Below are 15,669 nucleotides of genomic sequence, written 5' to 3' on the forward strand. Positions count from 1 at the left end.
ATGAGAAAATTAATGCTAACCTTAAGCGTCCTGTCAATTATAACCATTTCCTCCTTTGCACAAAACGTAAGGTTTACCCGCTCAGGATTAATCGAATATCAAAAAAAGGTAAATATGTACGCGATCATACAGCGCGGTATTAACAAAGAAAATGAAACCCTTTTAAAGCCGGCTTTTGAAACTTATAAGGAACAACATCCGCAGTTCAAGGAACTGAAAAGCACCTTGACGTTTGCTGATGGTAAAACATTGTTTACCCCTGTTGGTGTGAATACTTCAATCACAAGCTATTTCAATGATCCGCAAATAGCGATGCAAAATAACATCGTTTATTCGGATTTAAATAATAAAAAGCTGATCAGCAAAAGAAAGGTATTTGATGAAACATATTTACTAAAAGATAGCCTAAAAAATATAAAATGGAAGTTTACAGATGAAGTTCGCGATGTAGCAGGTTATCCTTGTCGTCGGGCGAATGGTCTTACACTTGATTCTGTTTACGTAGTAGCGTTCTATACCGACAAAATTCCAGTTTCAGGTGGCCCCGAGTTATTTGGTGGCTTACCAGGAATGATCTTACAACTTGCGTTGCCCCATGAAAATGTAAGCTGGATTGCAACTAAGATTGAAGAAGTTGAGCTTCCGGCAAATTCAATTTTACCACCAACAGGCGGCTCAATCGTTAACCTAAACGAGCTGATCGATAAACTTAAAAGTGTTTACAAGGACAATACAAAAAATGCATTTGAATATTTAAAAGCATTCTTTCTGTAGTACTAAATATTAGCGCTTCCGTCAGGCTCATATAAGATTGAATTTTCGGGATTTGAATATATTTGGCCTAAAGGCTAGCATACCTCCTCAGATAAAGGGTGGAAGTTCGGCTGAACAGTTTGGACCGAAATGGAGTGACTACTATCTGGTTCTTCCCCAATTTTGGTGGTCACGTCGAGTTCTCGGTTTTTCCTTCCACCGAAAAATATTCCTCGCACGACCGAAAGGCATGTTTTAGCGTTCGATGCAAGGCGAGGTTTTGTTCTACCACCAAAATTGGGGAAGAATCACTATCTCCGAAATATACAACCTAAAGAAGTATTGTGTAATTTTCAACAACACTAAAACATTACAGGAAGAATGAGATTACTATTTTTTGGCTTTTTAATATTATTTACCACAAATTCCTTTGCCCAAAACAATGGAAAGTTTGTAAAAGAACATCAATCTAATTGCAAAATATGGTTAGATGAACCAACACCCACAGATAGCCTTACTTGGAACGGCAATTGCAAAAACAATTATGCATCTGGAACTGGCTTTTTGCAATGGTTTCAAAATCATAAATTGGCAGCGACCTACAAAGGAGAAATGAAGCAAGGCAAATTTGATGGGAAAGGGAAGTTTGAAATTATTGGATATGCCAGTTTTGAAGGAACTTTTATTAATGGTGCTTTAAACGGGAAAGGCGCAGCCTATTTTAACAATGGTGGTAAAACCATTGGCAATTTTGTAAATGGCGAATTTTTAAATCTGGATGACAAATATTTACCTATACTGAAAAAACAAACCATCGCCATCAAAAACAGTATGGAAACTTATGGCAACATAACTAAAGTCGATAACCTTTTCTATTACGGACTCGTTCCTAAAAGCCCAATACAGGCTGTTTTAGTTTTATTCCCGTCAACAGGCGAAACAGCTGAGAATGTGATCAGCTGTAATAAAGATTTGATGCAACAAGTTTATGATAAAAATATTTTAGCTGTGGTAGTGAGTGCGAATTACAACAATACGCTGGATACAGATACAACGGCTAAACGCTTTTTCGATACGGTCTTTGAAGACATCGTGATGAGATACAAAGCACCAAAAGATAAATTTATTTTAGGTGGACTTTCGCTTGGCGGGATGAACGCATTGCAATACACTGAAATGTCTCGTAATCCAAAACACATCACTTATCTGAAACCTTTGGCGGTAATAGGCATTGATCCTCCAGTAGATCTGATAGATTTGTATAACGGCGCAAAGACGGCCATCGTTAAATACGAAAAGGAAGGTAACAAATTATCGGAAAGCAAAAAAATGGCATTGCAGGAAGACCATTTCCTGGTGAATGAATTTGAAAAACAATATGGTGGTTCGCCAGATAAATTTCCAGAAAAATATGTAGAAGGCTCAATGTTTACGCGAAGTAGAGATGATGGGGGTAATGCGAAATATTTAATTAACGTTCCGACAAGATTGTATTGCGACCCGGATATAGTTTGGCAGCTTAAAAACAAAAGCAGAGATTATTATGATTTGAATGCGGCCAATCTCTCGGCTATGACCAATTTTTTAATGCAAAGCGGAAATACAAAAGCAGAATTTATTCCCGCCATTGGCAAGGGCTTTAGAGTTGACGGAACAAGACATCCACATTCTTGGTCAATTGTAGAGCCAACAGACTGTTTAAAATGGCTATTAAAATTGATAAAATAAGACTTGACACCATCATAACCACCAAAATTGGGGAAGAACCGCTATCTCCGAAATACACAATTCATCATCAACCGTGAGGGAGAAGCACTGGTATAGAACTTGCTGCCACTTTTGTAATAATCCACACTTAATCTTAGTTATTGAGGTCAACGGTTTTCACAATATCCTTCAATACCCAATCCAATTCCAAATCTTTACCTGCTAAATAATCTTCAATCTGGTAAGTAATCGGAATATCCGGCATAACACCTCGGCCGTCGATATTTGTGATATCACCAAAATATGCGGGGATATTTCCATATTTCAGCAGCAATTGACTATGAGGCAGGGTAACGCTTTTGTGTACACCTGCTGTAAAGATATTTTTACTACCGCCGGTCTCTTCACCCACAAGCGTTACGTTTTTTAGATTTTTCAAATTCGCTGCCAGGAGGCTACTTGATGAAAAGGAACCTCCGTCAATCAACACGTATATTTTTCCTTTAAATGTAAAGGAATAAGGTTGGATCATTTGGTAGTTGGACTTTGGTGTGCTGTCAACCCAGTTTCTTATTTTCGGATTGTCGTACAGCTTTCTCTGTTGTTTGATCTCATCGGGAAGTCTGTAAAAATACCTAGGGATATCTAGCAGGTGACTGTAAATCCTGGCAGCCCAAATTAGTTCTCCGCCGGTATTCCCTCTTAAATCGATAACTAGGGCTTTTGGCTTACGCTTTTCTATGTCTGCAAAAACACCCTCATAACCCACAAAGTTAGGTTCATTATAAAAAGTGCGGAGTTTAAGATAGGCAACATTTTGATCAGCAGATAATGTCCTATATTCTGTAGTAGGCGGCGGCATTCCACCAATGCTGTCAAACCCCTTCTCCTGACGTGCTGCTAACTTAATTTTCCTAGAGGTTCCTGATGATTTGAGCGAAATGTCCAGCGGCTCTTTTCCCGGAAACAAAAACCGATAACGCTCTGCAAACAAACCAGCATTATTCATCAAGTGCTTCTTGTAAGTTGTATTGTAACCATCACTGGTGATGTAACTGTAAAGGCTATCAATTAGCCTTGTTGCAGGCACTTCATTAATACTCATGATCTCTGTGCCTTTTATAATTGTAGAATCGGCAGATAAATTTTTCGTGATAAACAGCCTTTTTCCGGTCACATAGTAGCCGAACTGATAAATGGGGTGTTGCAGTGATGGTTTTTTCAAAAAAGCAATGTCCTGCGAAGTGAATTTCGAATAATCTATCTCTACCGTCAAATGCCCATCGCCTATACTGCTGATCACCCGTTGTAACTTGATATACAGCGCAATTGAGGTAATTGGCTTATCTATTGTTTTTCTTAAACTGTCGAATTTGTAGTCAAGCGCTTTTTTAGGGATGTACAGATATAAATTCGGATGCTCTCTTTCCAGTGTAGTTTTTACGAGATCAATATCTTTTTTAAGATCAGATGGCTGATATAATTGTTTGGACATCTGATCCAAATACTGTGCATTTACATTGAACGTTGCACAAAAAAATAGTACAATAAAAACAAGGGCCGAAAATTTCATGTCACTAAGATAAACCAAGCAGACGCAATTTTAAAACAGTATAGACAAGATTTTAAGCTCGGAGCATTGATGGAGTAGAAATTAGCTCTTCAAATCATCTATAGTTTTTTTGAGTTCAGATAAACGATATTATTCATTTTAGTCTATTTCTATGTATTCAGATTCTCCTTTGTCGTTTCCATTTGTCAACCATTCCCAATTTAAAGACAGTTTCATTTTACCATTCTGCGTTATTACAATTTGCGCTAGTGCTTTACCCGCTTTCAATTGATTATCTGTTGTTAAACATTGATAAAGCATATTTAATTGGTCACCTTTTAATTCAGCTATAATTTTCCCGTATCTTATTGTTCCTCCAGAATATTCGGCAGTAACAAGACTGTCATCTTGTTTATAGTTAAAAATGGTTTCTGTATTTACTTCTCCATTATTGGAATTTTGAATCAATACAAATCTTTTATTATTAAAGTCAAATTTATTCATTTTGTCTGTTAGTCTTATTTTTGTTGCCTTTCAGTGCTTTTGCTGGTAGTTAGGACAATTTTAAGCCATTTATGCCTTAAAATTGTTCCTATACTCTATTTTATAAAGATTTTACTCTTAGTGTATTTGCTTGTAATTGCTAAGATAGAACGATTTTTTATAAGAGGAATTGATTTTTTAAGTCAATTACTTTGTGTCAAATTAGACCTGTGAATCTATGGTTATGGAATTCTGACGTTTGAAACATCTATTAGATAACATTAAACAAAGCCTATGAAGAATGCATACTCAACCCATCACTGGATGAAATTTAAAATCTCAATTTTGTTCGTGCTGTTATTTGCTTTCGAAGCCTCTGGACAGGAGTCCCTTAACTAGATTAATAAAAATGCGTATGAACTAAAATCAGATTCCACTAACAACGACCTATCGTTTTTACTTAATGAATTAAGAATTAAAAACATAGTTGGAATAGGTGAGGCTTCCCACGGGACTCATGAATTCTATGTTCAAAAAGCACGGATCATAGAATTCCTCATAAGTAAATGCAATTTTAAATTGCTTTCATTTGAAACTCCACAATCTATGATTGTGCCAATCAATATATATCTGCAGACTGGGGAAGGAAATCTGAAGGAACTTATGAAACATATGGCTTTATATAGTACGGAAGAAATCTATAACCTATTTCAACGGATAAGAAAATACAACAAAGATAAGGCATCGGAAGATAAAGTGGTTTTAATTGGTTTAGACAGGGAAGATTATTGGGGCGACCCATATACCCGCGATAAATTTATGACGGAGAACCTCATTAAATCCTATGAAGCAAAAAAAAGGAAAACTATAGTTTGGGCACATAATACGCACATTATGAAAGATACTACTTCTAACTCTCTCGCAATGGGTTCATATTTGAACCAACACTTTAAGAACGAATTTTATGCAATAAGTTTTGACACTTTCAAAGGGGCAGTTAATATTTTGATGGGGGACACAAATTGGACATACAATGGGCTGCCGGCAAGCTAAAATCCGCCACTATCCATGCCGGTAAAAATGAGAGCTGTACTTTTCTATACAATGGCAAGGAGAAAAAATTACAACTAGTAGCAGGTAAAGATTATATTATCCTTTAATAAAGTCCCATCTGGAAAGCGTTATTAGTTATGATTTCCAGATGGGACTGTTTCTCACGTCGTTTATGTATTTTTTTATATCTGCAACAACCTCCAAGTCGTTAAAAAATTAGTGTGTTCGTAACTATTATAGATGTATCTTGTCCTTTTGCGGCTTGTCTTCAGGTCGATTTATATTTTACTGCTTGGATAAAAATACTTTTAAGCGAATAAGATGCATGCGTTTCATGTTTAGAAAGATATATTTACATTTGTACTTACCGATCGTCGAATAAAATGAAAAATAGGATACATATTTTCAATTCACTTGAAGCTGCGAAAGAAAAGGAGATACAGGATATTATTAAACAATCACCTGTTGACCGTTTGAGGCAGACTGTCGAACTTATTTTACGTGCGTATCATGTAAGTAGAGAGGACCTAAAAAACAGAACTGCTACACGCAAAATCAGAATAATCACAACTGGATGAATCTGTTTATAGAAAGACATCAGGACTTATTAAAGGAACTTTTATTAAACAAAGTTGATTTTATTGTAATTGGTGGTTACTCTGTAATATTTCATGGCTATGCAAGAAGCACTGGAGATGTGGACTTATGGCTAAGGCCTGATAATGTAAATAAGTTGAAGTTGTTGGTTGTTCTAAGGCAAATGGACTTTGACGAAGAGGATATACAGCACATAGCTGAGCTTGATTTTACAAAATATATTGTCTTCTCGATGTGGGATGAGCCAGAAAAAGTAGATTTTTTGACCAGAATTAGCATGATAGAGTTTGAAGACGCTGATAGGAGAAAAATTATCGCAGATATTGATGATATAAAAATTCCATTTCTTCACCTTAATGACTTAGTGTTGTCTAAATTTAATACTGGTAGATTGAAGGATAAAGCGGATGTTGAAGAATTGCAAAAAATCCATAGCGGAAAGGGAGGTGATTTAGGAGCATGTGTGAAGGAATAGGAGAGTTGAAGTAGTTGCTAGGGCATAGTTATGGTTTTCATTGTAGATGTTAACCCTTATGAGGGTATAAAGTTCGGTTAGAATCATTTTTTCATAGTTACGGTTGGCGTTATTACTTCCTACAAGTTCTTTTGGTATCATAGTAGCGTTTGTAAATTGGTCATTACTAGTTTAAACATATTTAGATTAAGTAACCAAATCCAGAGAATCCCATATGGAAAGTCACTTTTCTATCGATTTTTACTGTTTATTAAACTGTTGAAATCAATATTTTTTTTAAGCTTAGGCGCCTATTTCTCTTGTCATCAATATATTTTTTCATATCTGCAATTACCTTCAAATCTTTAAGAAATTGGTGTGTTCGAAGTATATCGGTGAGCACAGAGAAAGCCTTAGAAAAATCTAAGACTTTTTGCATTTAGGTGCTTTTGATCCCTTTTGTCCATATCTTCAAAGATTAAATTGACGAACTTCACTTTTATCAGATTAGCAAATGTTTAACAACGGGTTGTAACTATCAATTTTGAATAAATGTTATCTTTAGCAAACCAACCTAAATGATTATGGAAAATTTAAAAGCCAAAGAAATGATATCCGCAGGACTACTCGGGTTAAGCGGTTTTGTTGCTCCATTTTCTTTCATATGTATAATTTACCATTTCACTGATCTTGCTAAAAGTCTTTACCCATTAAAATATCTTGTGATAACTTTTATAATATCGTTAGCAGCTTTGCTTTATTGCTTTTATGTACTAAGGTCAATGAGGAAGTACAGGCAAAAAAATAGTGGTGACTGCATTTAATTATAGGTTGTCCCAACTCATGAATCACTACCTTAAATATTAACCTTTTGCAGTTGAACCGGATTGTTTTGTCCTGTTGCTACTTGTCATCGGGTCGATTTCTAGGAAACACGATTTAGCCAACTTGATGATTTATTGTTAACCATGAAAATGAAAAAAAATGAAAAGTAACCTATTATTCGACTTCACAGTCGACAAATCTACAAATACAGTATTTGTAAACAGAGAATTTGCGGCAGGTCTCTCTTCAGTTTGGGACGCATTTACAAAACAGGAAATTCTTGATCAATGGTGGGCACCTAAGCCCTGGCTTTCCAAAACCAAATACATGGACTTCAAAGAGGGTGGACGCAGATTTTATGCAATGGTAGGCCCTGAAGGCGAGGAGCACTGGTCCATTCAGGATTTTACGGCTATAAGCCCCAAAACAAATTTTAAATTCTTGGATGCGTTTACGGACAAAGATGAAAAAATCAATCCACAAATGCCCGGTTCAGAGTGGAGCCTGAACTTTAGTGAATCAGATGGGCTGACCAGTGTCAATATCGTAATTAAGCACAAAACACTTGCTGATCTGGAGAATATTATTAATATGGGCTTTAAGGAAGGATTTACCATGACACTGGATTACCTGGCCACCTTACTAGCCAAATAAATGCAATGAAAAATCGATCTGTAATCCAGCTGGATTACAGATTTTCTGAACTCAGCCCTAAATGCAAAACCCAGACATTTTACTGGTATAGTGTTTGTCCGGATTTACGGTAGGATAATCTACAGACCATATGATCTTCTATGAAAAATAAAACCGATGAAATGCGCTTAAGATATGGATTGAAGGAGAAAGACAGCATATTATCTGTCTTGGATGACTTCTGGGATGAAGATGAGGTCAGGGAGTATTGCTGGCAGGTACTGCATACTTATCCTGATCTAAACAAAGAAGATTGGATTATTGGAATTGAAGGCGGGGATTTTGTTTACAGTTTTGCCGGTAATTTCGTTCTCATTACGGATGACATTTGGAGCTTTAATTTAGTAGGTAAACCACCAGTATTGGCGTTATTGACAGAAAAGATGAAGCAGATAAGGAATATCCGTTAAAGTAATTTTTCTGCCCTTATTTACGTTGTAAACGGCAAAACCTGCAGGCATACGGTGCTTGTTTCAATGAAAACAACAAAATTCCCAGTAGATTTTTTGAAGCGATGGTCTGAATTTTTGTTAAGCAGCCGGATCATTCCATCAAAAGATGGAAATTTTGAACTCACAGATGATGTCCATCTTGATATCAAAGAAACAAATAAATCAACAAAAGCGTCTTCAAGCACTCAAGACAAGACACTCGAAATGAATTAAAATGTTTCTATTTACAAATGTTGCCAGCGCTCAATCCGGAAATAAGCGAGTTCTTCTTCATCTCTTTTTAAGTTCATTAATCGCTTAAGTCCTGCTTTCTCAAGAACCTTTTGTGAACCAATATTTTCCAGATCGGTAACTGCAACAACCTGACTGGTGTTGGTATACTTAAAACAATAAGCTACCAGAACTTTACTGACTTCGCTGGCAATACCTTTACCCCAATATTTTTTGGCCAGAACGTAGCCAATTTCAACCTGATCTGAAATGTACTTGAAATTTCGGGTAAGACACATTCCTATAAAGTCCTGGGTCTGCGCATCAAATATTCCCCATCGGCCTAATGGACCATTTTCATAATCGGCTATCGTATCATTAAATAATTCCTGGTATTGTATGGTTGAGCGTAAAGGAATGTATCGGGCAACTTCCTCATCTTCAAAAAGGGCAATGAACACCTGCTGCTCTTCAGGTATAAATTCACGTATGAGAATGGTGTTGCTTTGATAAAGGTTAGCCATATGTTTTAAATTTCGAAACAGTTACTGATATGCAATTTTTGCGACGTCAAATCTTTGGTCATAATGAAAGATGTCATAGATTAAACGTGCAAGTATCATCTTAATTTCCAAAGCATCTTTAAATTGATCAAAATGTTAGTGATAAATCCATTGTCCTTCCCTTAAATTAAAGCCCAGAGCTTTAAGTTGATTGACCTTCTCAAAAATATACTGATAATCATACTCAGCAATAACATCATAAAATAGCTTTATCTCAATGAAATGATCTCCTAAAGCAAAGCTCGCAAATATGTTCGGATCTGTCTTAAAATAGAGTTTGAAGCCTTTACCTGTTCCATTTACCAAATCAAATAAGGCATCATCAACCTCCTGACTATCATACTTTGGGCTAAAACTAGCCTGCTTCCAGTTGATAACTTTGTTTTCACTTTCTCTCAGATATTTTGAGAAAAAATCTACTTGGTACTTATATTCTGGTTTTGCCAGCAATTTACTGTAGGTGCTGATTTTCCATTCTTCCTCTGCAATAGATAGGTAAAATGGATTGTGAAGGTTCCTGAGCACATCCAGCCTTCTATTGATGATCTCTAAAGCTTTATTATGATAATGAGCATAAATATAGTCTGCTTCCTCAAGGTATTCGGAAATCTGTTTTTCAAGTTCAGCCTTTTCTATTTCATAAGCCTCAATGAGCTCTTCGAGATCTGATTTCATATCAAGTTATCGGTATGGTGAAACCTTTTAATTCCACATGTCTGCATTGGTAATTGCTGATCACAATATACTGAAATGAAAAGATGGAGCCTAAAAATCTTTTACCTATCGTTCTTATAAACTTCCATCAATGCTTCGTCTTTTCCTGCTGTATAATTTTTGATCGAATACTTCACATCGCGATCAGGCTTTAGCGGCCCTTTCTTTCCTTTCCAGCGCTCCCAGTATTTGGTAGAATAGGCAACAACTATTTTAGATTTAGGTAGACTAAAACCTCTTACTTCACCATAATGGTTGATATTGCCACTTGTAGCCTGACCAATAAAGATGGCATTCGAATTTTTTTTCAGGTCAACCGCATTCATGACAGCTGATGAGAAGGTTTTTTTGCCGATCAGCACAAAGAATTTTCCTTTCTTATTTAAATAGCTACCAGAAATCTTTTCAATAAAAGGATTCAAAATGGCCGAACTTCCTCCACCGTTGTAGCGCAAGTCAAGTATAATCTTCTCGGGTTTTTGCCCGTCAATGATCGGAAAAAGTTCTTCACTGAATTTTGCAAAGGGATATTGTTGGTGCTCTCTGCATTCGCTGTAGTTGAAATAAAGGATTTTTTCATCCGCATTGTAATCGAACCAATAATTGCTCTTTTCTTTGTGCGAGAGCAGACTTCCCCCGGAGCGAGCCAGGTTCAGCCTGGTGACGTCTTTACCCGCCACTGGTCTTAGGGTAATCTTTTGTATCTGCCCACTGCTATTGCTCAATGCAAATGTTGCGGTCGAATCGTTATCAATTAACTCCAAACCATTTAACAGCACTGGATTGTTAAGGTGTTGCAAAAGACGATCATCGAAATACGAAGGATTTTCATGCTGAATGATTTCCTTAAAACGAGCGAGCACTTCACTAAGGGGATGCCCGTTTATACTTTCCAGTTTGCTGTTCAATACTGAAGCATTTGCAGAATCGACGCCTACAACGAATAAACCTTCCTTAAAAAGCTCGAATTGGATGGGTAAAATTTTGGTGAAATCTACTTCTATAAAAGTGTGCTCATCACCAATAGATTGTGTCAGCTTAAAAAGTTCAACAATAAAGCGATTTCGGTCAAATCCGTTAGACCTCATGGATACCTGGTCTACTTTATTTTCAAATTGGCTACGGTCTATTTTAGCAAAAAGATTGGTATGCTTAACAGGTAAAGTTTTTTTTAGAAATTCTAAATCTTCCATAAAATCAACTTTTGATAAAGTTTGTGAAAAAGAGCTACCGCTAATCAGTGCAAGTAGGAGCGTAATGATCTTTTTTTTCATTTGGTTCAATAGTTGGTTACGAATTTAGTCAATGGTGTATGCAATAAAAAAGACAAACATTTTTTAGATATGTTGCATCAAAAGATAAGTAAAAATGTAATATCCTAATAACACTGTTTCTAGTCAGTTGATGAATTCCTCGTTTGTTTATTAACGCTTTCTCTTATCTATTCAGCTGATGCAAATAGTTTTACCAAACCATATTCCGCCAGCATTGTTATAAGCATTCAAACTTAATACGATGAAAAATCAAATTCTTGATCTTGAAAAAAAGTATTGGAAAGCGATGGAAAGCCATGATTTTGATACTGTAAAAAGCCTTACTCACTTCCCTTGTATTGTAGCTGGGAAGGATGGAGTAAGAAGTGTAGACGAACCTATTTTCAAAAAAATGTTTGAATCAGGAAAAGGTAGACAGCTTAAAGTGCTGGACATTTCTGATGCTGAAATTCAAATCATTGGAGACAGTGCAATCATTGCCTACCTCATCACACTTGAATACACCATGGAAGGCCTGCAATCTTCCGGGAAATGCGCCTGTACCTCGACCTGGGTGAAGGATCAGGAAAACTGGATTTGTGCCATGCATACCGAATCTGATTTAAAAAAATAGTACTTATTGGGTATTTACTGATAGCCATATACAAAAGCACAACTACTGGTATGGCAACGGAGCCTGAGGGTTAAATTTTGAAGATGATATTTTGCATTCGACTGTAAGCGCATTTTAAATGCACGTATGGATCAATACATTAAAACAAAACGTAAAATCTATCGTATACTATGACAAATTAGTATTTTGCAGAAGCAAACCGCAATTACAGTAAAATTTATAAATCACTTTGTTTATAGTATCCTGCTTTTTTAATGGGGAACTCATTATTAGCTAACATCTGTTTATAAATTCTGGTACAAGCCTCAACCGCACCTTTTCCATCTTTTGGATAAGTCATTGTAGAATCATGATTATAACCTATCATATGGCTTATTTCATGAATAGCAATAAAACATACGTCCTTGCTGAGATAATCATTTAATACGTGATTAGCCACCCCAAAAGTGGAGCCGCCACCTAAACCGGAAACATTCACCACAACCCCACAATTGAACTGTGGTATGGCAATCATCTTCTGGAATGCAATTTCCTTTTGAGCTATTGTTAAAGGGCTGAGCCCATCGTTACCTATTATCGGTTCTGCAAGATAAGCGGTTTTCGTTTCATTGGCCTGAATCAGATAAGCCAGGTTAATGATCAATCCTGAAAATCGTCTTACATCTTTAGCCTCAATGTTTTCTTTCCAATTGTCTGTGGTATTATCATTCACATCAAAATCAGTATACTTTATTTTCCAATGTAGCTTGGCCAATTTCTTTAATTTTCTAATGAGCTCAGTTTCACCAGTAAAATCAAAGTTTACTTTATCTACTGCAAGTCCAGCCCCTTTGTAGGGAGATAAATCTATTTCAACATCATCTGTATCAACAAATTTTGAGCTTCCGTCAATAAAGGGATACTTTATTCTCTGCATCCCATGCGCCCTGATTTTTTTGACTTTAAAAAGTTTGATTTGCTTTGACGAGCCTGCAATGGTCAGTAATATGGTGGCATCTTCTATATCAACAGGTGCAAAGTTTGCCACTTCAATAGTGGTTTCATCTATTGCCTTTACCCGCAAAACCTTTCCAATATCATATCGACGCGACTCAGCCGTTAATAAGGCCATAGATTCACCATCCTGAAACATCAGTTTGGAATTATTGTCATTATCAAAAGAAAACTCCTTTAAGGAAATAGCTTGCGCATCAGGAACGTTATCGTTCTTTTTTTTACAGCCAAGGAGTAGAATGATCAGGATAGGCAGGATAATTTTTTTCATAAACAGGATAATAAGCGCCAATATCGGAATTTCTTTAATTAGTAACTCCAAATATCCCCTTTCCGTTTAAGTTAATTTAGCTGATGAAAAAATTCTTTTTCGACTTAACTTAAATACTAATATTTTTAGTATTATATTTGCTTGTTCATTTGAATTACTCATACAATGAGTTAGGAAAGGGGGATAACATCATGAACGCAAAACAGGAATTAGTCAATAAACTACAACAGGATATCCTGTTGTGGCAGGGCTTTAAAGCCCAGGGAACGATGACTGAGGAAGTGATTGGTCTTGGAGCAATTGAAAAAGCATTTCCAAACGGAGTATTTCCCAGGAAAGCCATTCATGAATTCATCACGGTATTGCCCGAACATGCAGCAGCCAGTGACGGATTTATCGGTGGTTTGCTATCGGTATTGATGAAAGATGGAGCAGCCTGCGTCTGGATCAGTACGACCAGGAAGTTATTCCCGGTTTCCTTATGTACCTTCAATGTGGAACCCGACCGGATCATTTTTATGGACGTTACCAGAGAAAAGGATGTACTCTGGATCATGGAAGAAGCTTTAAAATGTGAAGGTCTTGCTGCTGTAGTGGCGGAACTGAATGAACTCAGTCTGATTGAATCACGCAGACTCCAGCTTGCCGTGGAAGAATCAGGAGTGACCGGATTTATTTTACGTAAAGATGCCCGAAAAGCCATAAGTACAGTAGCTACCGCACGCTGGAAGATCAGCCCCGTCCCAAGTGTAACCGAGGAGGGAATGCCCGGTCTGGGCTTCCCACGCTGGAAGGTGGAACTCACCAAAGTCCGTAACGGAAACCCAGGCAACTGGATCCTGGAATGGGGTGGAGATCGTTTTGTAGAAGTAACACCTGCTTTAAAAACAGCTGCATGGTACGATCAAGGAAAACTACAAATTGGTTAAACGGTTAAAAAATGCAAAAGCGTTATGTTTCCATATGGTTCCGCCAGTTACTGGCAGACTGGCAAGTTATCCGCAGTCCGGAACTTGCTGAGGTACCTTTTGTTTTTGCAGCACCTGATCATGGACGGAATATGATTACTGCAGTCAGCCCAATAGCCACTTCACAGGGAATTGAAACAGGGATGCGTGCCGCTGATGCCAAGGCCCTGTGTCCAGGACTGGAGGTGTTAGATGATAAAGCAGGTCGTGCCACCAAACTACTGAACAGACTGGGAGAGTGGTGTGTACGCTATTCACCTGTAGTAATGGTTGATGATTTTTCTTTTGATGGTTTGTTTCTGGATGTAAGTGGCTGTCCCCACCTTTGGGGCGGAGAAAGGCAATACCTGAAAGAAATCGTATCCAGGTTAAAAAGCAAAGGATATACAGTACGTGTGGCAATGGCGGATACCCCAGGTGCAGCCTGGGCCATCGCCCGTTTCGGAAAAGTAAGCCCACTGATTGCAGCTGGAGCGCATACTGAAGCATTACTTGCTTTACCACCAGAAGCCTTACGTTTACCCGAAATCACCCTGGCTAAGCTACGCAAGCTAGGCTTTTACCAGATCAGAAGTTTTGTAGGGATGCCCCGTTCAGTATTACGCAGAAGATTCGGAGAAGATTTTTTAACCCGTCTGGCTCAGGCTTTGGGTACTGTGGATGAACTGATTACCCCCTTGCAGCTGCCTGTTCTCTTTCAGGAACGTTTGCCCTGTCTGGAACCGATTAAAACCCGTACAGGTATCGAAATGGCGATCAGCCGATTACTAGAACATTTATGCCTTCGCTTGCAGAACGAAGGGAAGGGTTTGAGAACCGGGGTATTGACTTGCTACCGAATTGATGGTAAAGTAGTCCAGGTTTCCATAGGCACCAGCGGAGCAACCAGTAGTGTAAGTCATTTGTTTAAACTTTTTCAGTTAAAGATTGATCAGATCCGACCGGCACTGGGCATTGAACTGTTTGTCTTAGAGGCACCTAAAGTAGATGATATTTTACCCGGACAGGAAGCGCTTTGGGCGGGTAAACCAGGACTGGACGATCAAAGTGTGATCCAGTTATTGGACCGCGTGGTTGGTAAAATGGGAGCCGAGGTGATTCACCGTTATGTCCCCGCAGCGCGTTACTGGCCAGAGCGCTCTGCAAATCGTGCAGTTTCCATTACCGATAAACCAAGCACTGACTGGCATATTGATAGACCACGTCCCACTGAATTGCTCAATAAACCTGCCCCAATTGAAGTAATGGCGCTGATCCCAGATCATCCGCCAAAGTTTTTTATTTACAAAGGCATCCAGCATTTAGTAGTCAAAGCCGACGGTCCAGAACGCATAGAACGGGAATGGTGGCTGGATGCAGGGGAGCATCGGGATTATTACCAGGTGGAAGATGAACTTGGACAGCGTTATTGGCTGTTCCGTTCAGGTCACTATGGTGGCGAACAGCGCTATCAATGGTTTTTACATGGATTTTTCGCTTAAATAAGGAGGAAAC

At 37.8% G+C, this 15,669-nt stretch carries 16 protein-coding genes; 10 read left to right on the forward strand and 6 right to left on the reverse strand.

Translation table 11 applies throughout. From position 1 onward, the window contains the following. Positions 1–774: a GLPGLI family protein gene (locus HQN83_RS03340; RefSeq protein WP_246254208.1), complete on the forward strand. Its 774-nt coding sequence runs from the start codon at positions 1–3 to the stop codon at positions 772–774. Between the two features lie 360 nt (positions 775–1,134). Next, positions 1,135–2,481 carry an MORN repeat-containing protein gene (locus HQN83_RS03345; RefSeq protein WP_173088564.1) on the forward strand — a complete coding sequence of 449 codons (1,347 nt, stop codon included), beginning with the start codon at positions 1,135–1,137 and terminating at the stop codon, positions 2,479–2,481. A gap of 133 nt (positions 2,482–2,614) precedes the next feature. Here HQN83_RS03345 and HQN83_RS03350 read toward each other — a convergent pair whose 3' ends face one another. Both HQN83_RS03350 and HQN83_RS03355 read right to left on the reverse strand, forming a co-directional pair. Further along, entirely contained in the window at positions 2,615–4,033 is a 1,419-nt protein-coding gene (locus tag HQN83_RS03350) for a S41 family peptidase (RefSeq protein ID WP_173088565.1), read from the reverse strand. Positions 4,034–4,171: 138 nt separating this feature from the next. Then, positions 4,172–4,516 carry a hypothetical protein gene (locus tag HQN83_RS03355; protein ID WP_173088566.1) on the reverse strand — a complete coding sequence of 115 codons (345 nt, stop codon included), beginning with the start codon at positions 4,514–4,516 and terminating at the stop codon, positions 4,172–4,174. 585 nt (positions 4,517–5,101) lie between these two features. Here HQN83_RS03355 and HQN83_RS03360 point away from each other — a divergent pair. The 5 genes from HQN83_RS03360 (at position 5,102) to HQN83_RS03380 (ending at position 8,782) form a co-directional block, all read left to right on the forward strand. Further along, positions 5,102–5,548: an erythromycin esterase family protein gene (locus HQN83_RS03360; protein ID WP_246254211.1), complete on the forward strand. Its 447-nt coding sequence runs from the start codon at positions 5,102–5,104 to the stop codon at positions 5,546–5,548. A gap of 574 nt (positions 5,549–6,122) precedes the next feature. Beyond that, a complete protein-coding gene (locus HQN83_RS03365; protein ID WP_173088568.1) occupies positions 6,123–6,620 on the forward strand; it encodes a DUF6036 family nucleotidyltransferase in 498 nt (165 codons plus the stop codon). Positions 6,621–7,583: 963 nt separating this feature from the next. Then, positions 7,584–8,078: an SRPBCC family protein gene (locus HQN83_RS03370; protein ID WP_173088569.1), complete on the forward strand. Its 495-nt coding sequence runs from the start codon at positions 7,584–7,586 to the stop codon at positions 8,076–8,078. Positions 8,079–8,218: 140 nt separating this feature from the next. After that, the gene (locus HQN83_RS03375) at positions 8,219–8,527 is read left to right on the forward strand and encodes a hypothetical protein (RefSeq protein ID WP_173088570.1); all 309 of its coding nucleotides are present in this window, start codon (positions 8,219–8,221) and stop codon (positions 8,525–8,527) included. 66 nt (positions 8,528–8,593) lie between these two features. Then, positions 8,594–8,782 (forward strand): hypothetical protein, encoded by a 189-nt coding sequence (locus HQN83_RS03380; protein WP_173088572.1) that lies wholly within the window; start codon positions 8,594–8,596, stop codon positions 8,780–8,782. Between the two features lie 11 nt (positions 8,783–8,793). Here HQN83_RS03380 and HQN83_RS03385 read toward each other — a convergent pair whose 3' ends face one another. From HQN83_RS03385 to HQN83_RS03395, 3 genes are all read right to left on the reverse strand, one after another. Next, positions 8,794–9,303 (reverse strand): GNAT family N-acetyltransferase, encoded by a 510-nt coding sequence (locus HQN83_RS03385; RefSeq protein ID WP_173088574.1) that lies wholly within the window; start codon positions 9,301–9,303, stop codon positions 8,794–8,796. A 135-nt stretch (positions 9,304–9,438) separates the two neighbouring features. Continuing rightward, a complete protein-coding gene (locus HQN83_RS03390; protein WP_173088576.1) occupies positions 9,439–10,017 on the reverse strand; it encodes a hypothetical protein in 579 nt (192 codons plus the stop codon). A gap of 101 nt (positions 10,018–10,118) precedes the next feature. Further along, positions 10,119–11,330 (reverse strand): S41 family peptidase, encoded by a 1,212-nt coding sequence (locus HQN83_RS03395; RefSeq protein ID WP_173088578.1) that lies wholly within the window; start codon positions 11,328–11,330, stop codon positions 10,119–10,121. Positions 11,331–11,571: 241 nt separating this feature from the next. On the opposite strand from HQN83_RS03395, the gene HQN83_RS03400 reads away from it, so the two are divergent. Then, complete coding sequence (locus HQN83_RS03400) at positions 11,572–11,943, forward strand: nuclear transport factor 2 family protein (protein WP_173088580.1); 372 nt, start codon at positions 11,572–11,574, stop codon at positions 11,941–11,943. A 217-nt stretch (positions 11,944–12,160) separates the two neighbouring features. Here HQN83_RS03400 and HQN83_RS03405 read toward each other — a convergent pair whose 3' ends face one another. Next, complete coding sequence (locus tag HQN83_RS03405; protein ID WP_173088582.1) at positions 12,161–13,207, reverse strand: hypothetical protein; 1,047 nt, start codon at positions 13,205–13,207, stop codon at positions 12,161–12,163. Positions 13,208–13,356: 149 nt separating this feature from the next. Between HQN83_RS03405 and HQN83_RS03410 the strand changes: the two genes are divergently transcribed. Both HQN83_RS03410 and HQN83_RS03415 read left to right on the forward strand, forming a co-directional pair. Further along, on the forward strand, positions 13,357–14,136 hold the full coding sequence (locus HQN83_RS03410) for an ImuA family protein (RefSeq protein WP_246254215.1): 780 nt from the start codon (positions 13,357–13,359) through the stop codon (positions 14,134–14,136). An 11-nt stretch (positions 14,137–14,147) separates the two neighbouring features. Continuing rightward, complete coding sequence (locus tag HQN83_RS03415) at positions 14,148–15,656, forward strand: Y-family DNA polymerase (protein WP_173088584.1); 1,509 nt, start codon at positions 14,148–14,150, stop codon at positions 15,654–15,656. Positions 15,657–15,669 lie beyond the last annotated feature (13 nt).

It is taken from the genome of Pedobacter foliorum (genome assembly GCF_013266735.1).
Taxonomy (GTDB): Bacteria; Bacteroidota; Bacteroidia; order Sphingobacteriales; family Sphingobacteriaceae; genus Pedobacter; species Pedobacter foliorum.

Bases quoted from the DNA above. Each gene is read 5' to 3' on its own strand.
- HQN83_RS03340 (WP_246254208.1), top strand. From the start codon at position 1: ATGAGAAAATTAATGCTAACCTTAAGCGTCCTGTCAATTATAACCATT.
- HQN83_RS03345 (WP_173088564.1), top strand. From the start codon at position 1,135: ATGAGATTACTATTTTTTGGCTTTTTAATATTATTTACCACAAATTCC.
- HQN83_RS03350 (WP_173088565.1), bottom strand. From the start codon at position 4,033: ATGAAATTTTCGGCCCTTGTTTTTATTGTACTATTTTTTTGTGCAACG.
- HQN83_RS03355 (WP_173088566.1), bottom strand. From the start codon at position 4,516: ATGAATAAATTTGACTTTAATAATAAAAGATTTGTATTGATTCAAAAT.
- HQN83_RS03360 (WP_246254211.1), top strand. From the start codon at position 5,102: ATGATTGTGCCAATCAATATATATCTGCAGACTGGGGAAGGAAATCTG.
- HQN83_RS03365 (WP_173088568.1), top strand. From the start codon at position 6,123: ATGAATCTGTTTATAGAAAGACATCAGGACTTATTAAAGGAACTTTTA.
- HQN83_RS03370 (WP_173088569.1), top strand. From the start codon at position 7,584: ATGAAAAGTAACCTATTATTCGACTTCACAGTCGACAAATCTACAAAT.
- HQN83_RS03375 (WP_173088570.1), top strand. From the start codon at position 8,219: ATGAAAAATAAAACCGATGAAATGCGCTTAAGATATGGATTGAAGGAG.
- HQN83_RS03380 (WP_173088572.1), top strand. From the start codon at position 8,594: ATGAAAACAACAAAATTCCCAGTAGATTTTTTGAAGCGATGGTCTGAA.
- HQN83_RS03385 (WP_173088574.1), bottom strand. From the start codon at position 9,303: ATGGCTAACCTTTATCAAAGCAACACCATTCTCATACGTGAATTTATA.
- HQN83_RS03390 (WP_173088576.1), bottom strand. From the start codon at position 10,017: ATGAAATCAGATCTCGAAGAGCTCATTGAGGCTTATGAAATAGAAAAG.
- HQN83_RS03395 (WP_173088578.1), bottom strand. From the start codon at position 11,330: ATGAAAAAAAAGATCATTACGCTCCTACTTGCACTGATTAGCGGTAGC.
- HQN83_RS03400 (WP_173088580.1), top strand. From the start codon at position 11,572: ATGAAAAATCAAATTCTTGATCTTGAAAAAAAGTATTGGAAAGCGATG.
- HQN83_RS03405 (WP_173088582.1), bottom strand. From the start codon at position 13,207: ATGAAAAAAATTATCCTGCCTATCCTGATCATTCTACTCCTTGGCTGT.
- HQN83_RS03415 (WP_173088584.1), top strand. From the start codon at position 14,148: ATGCAAAAGCGTTATGTTTCCATATGGTTCCGCCAGTTACTGGCAGAC.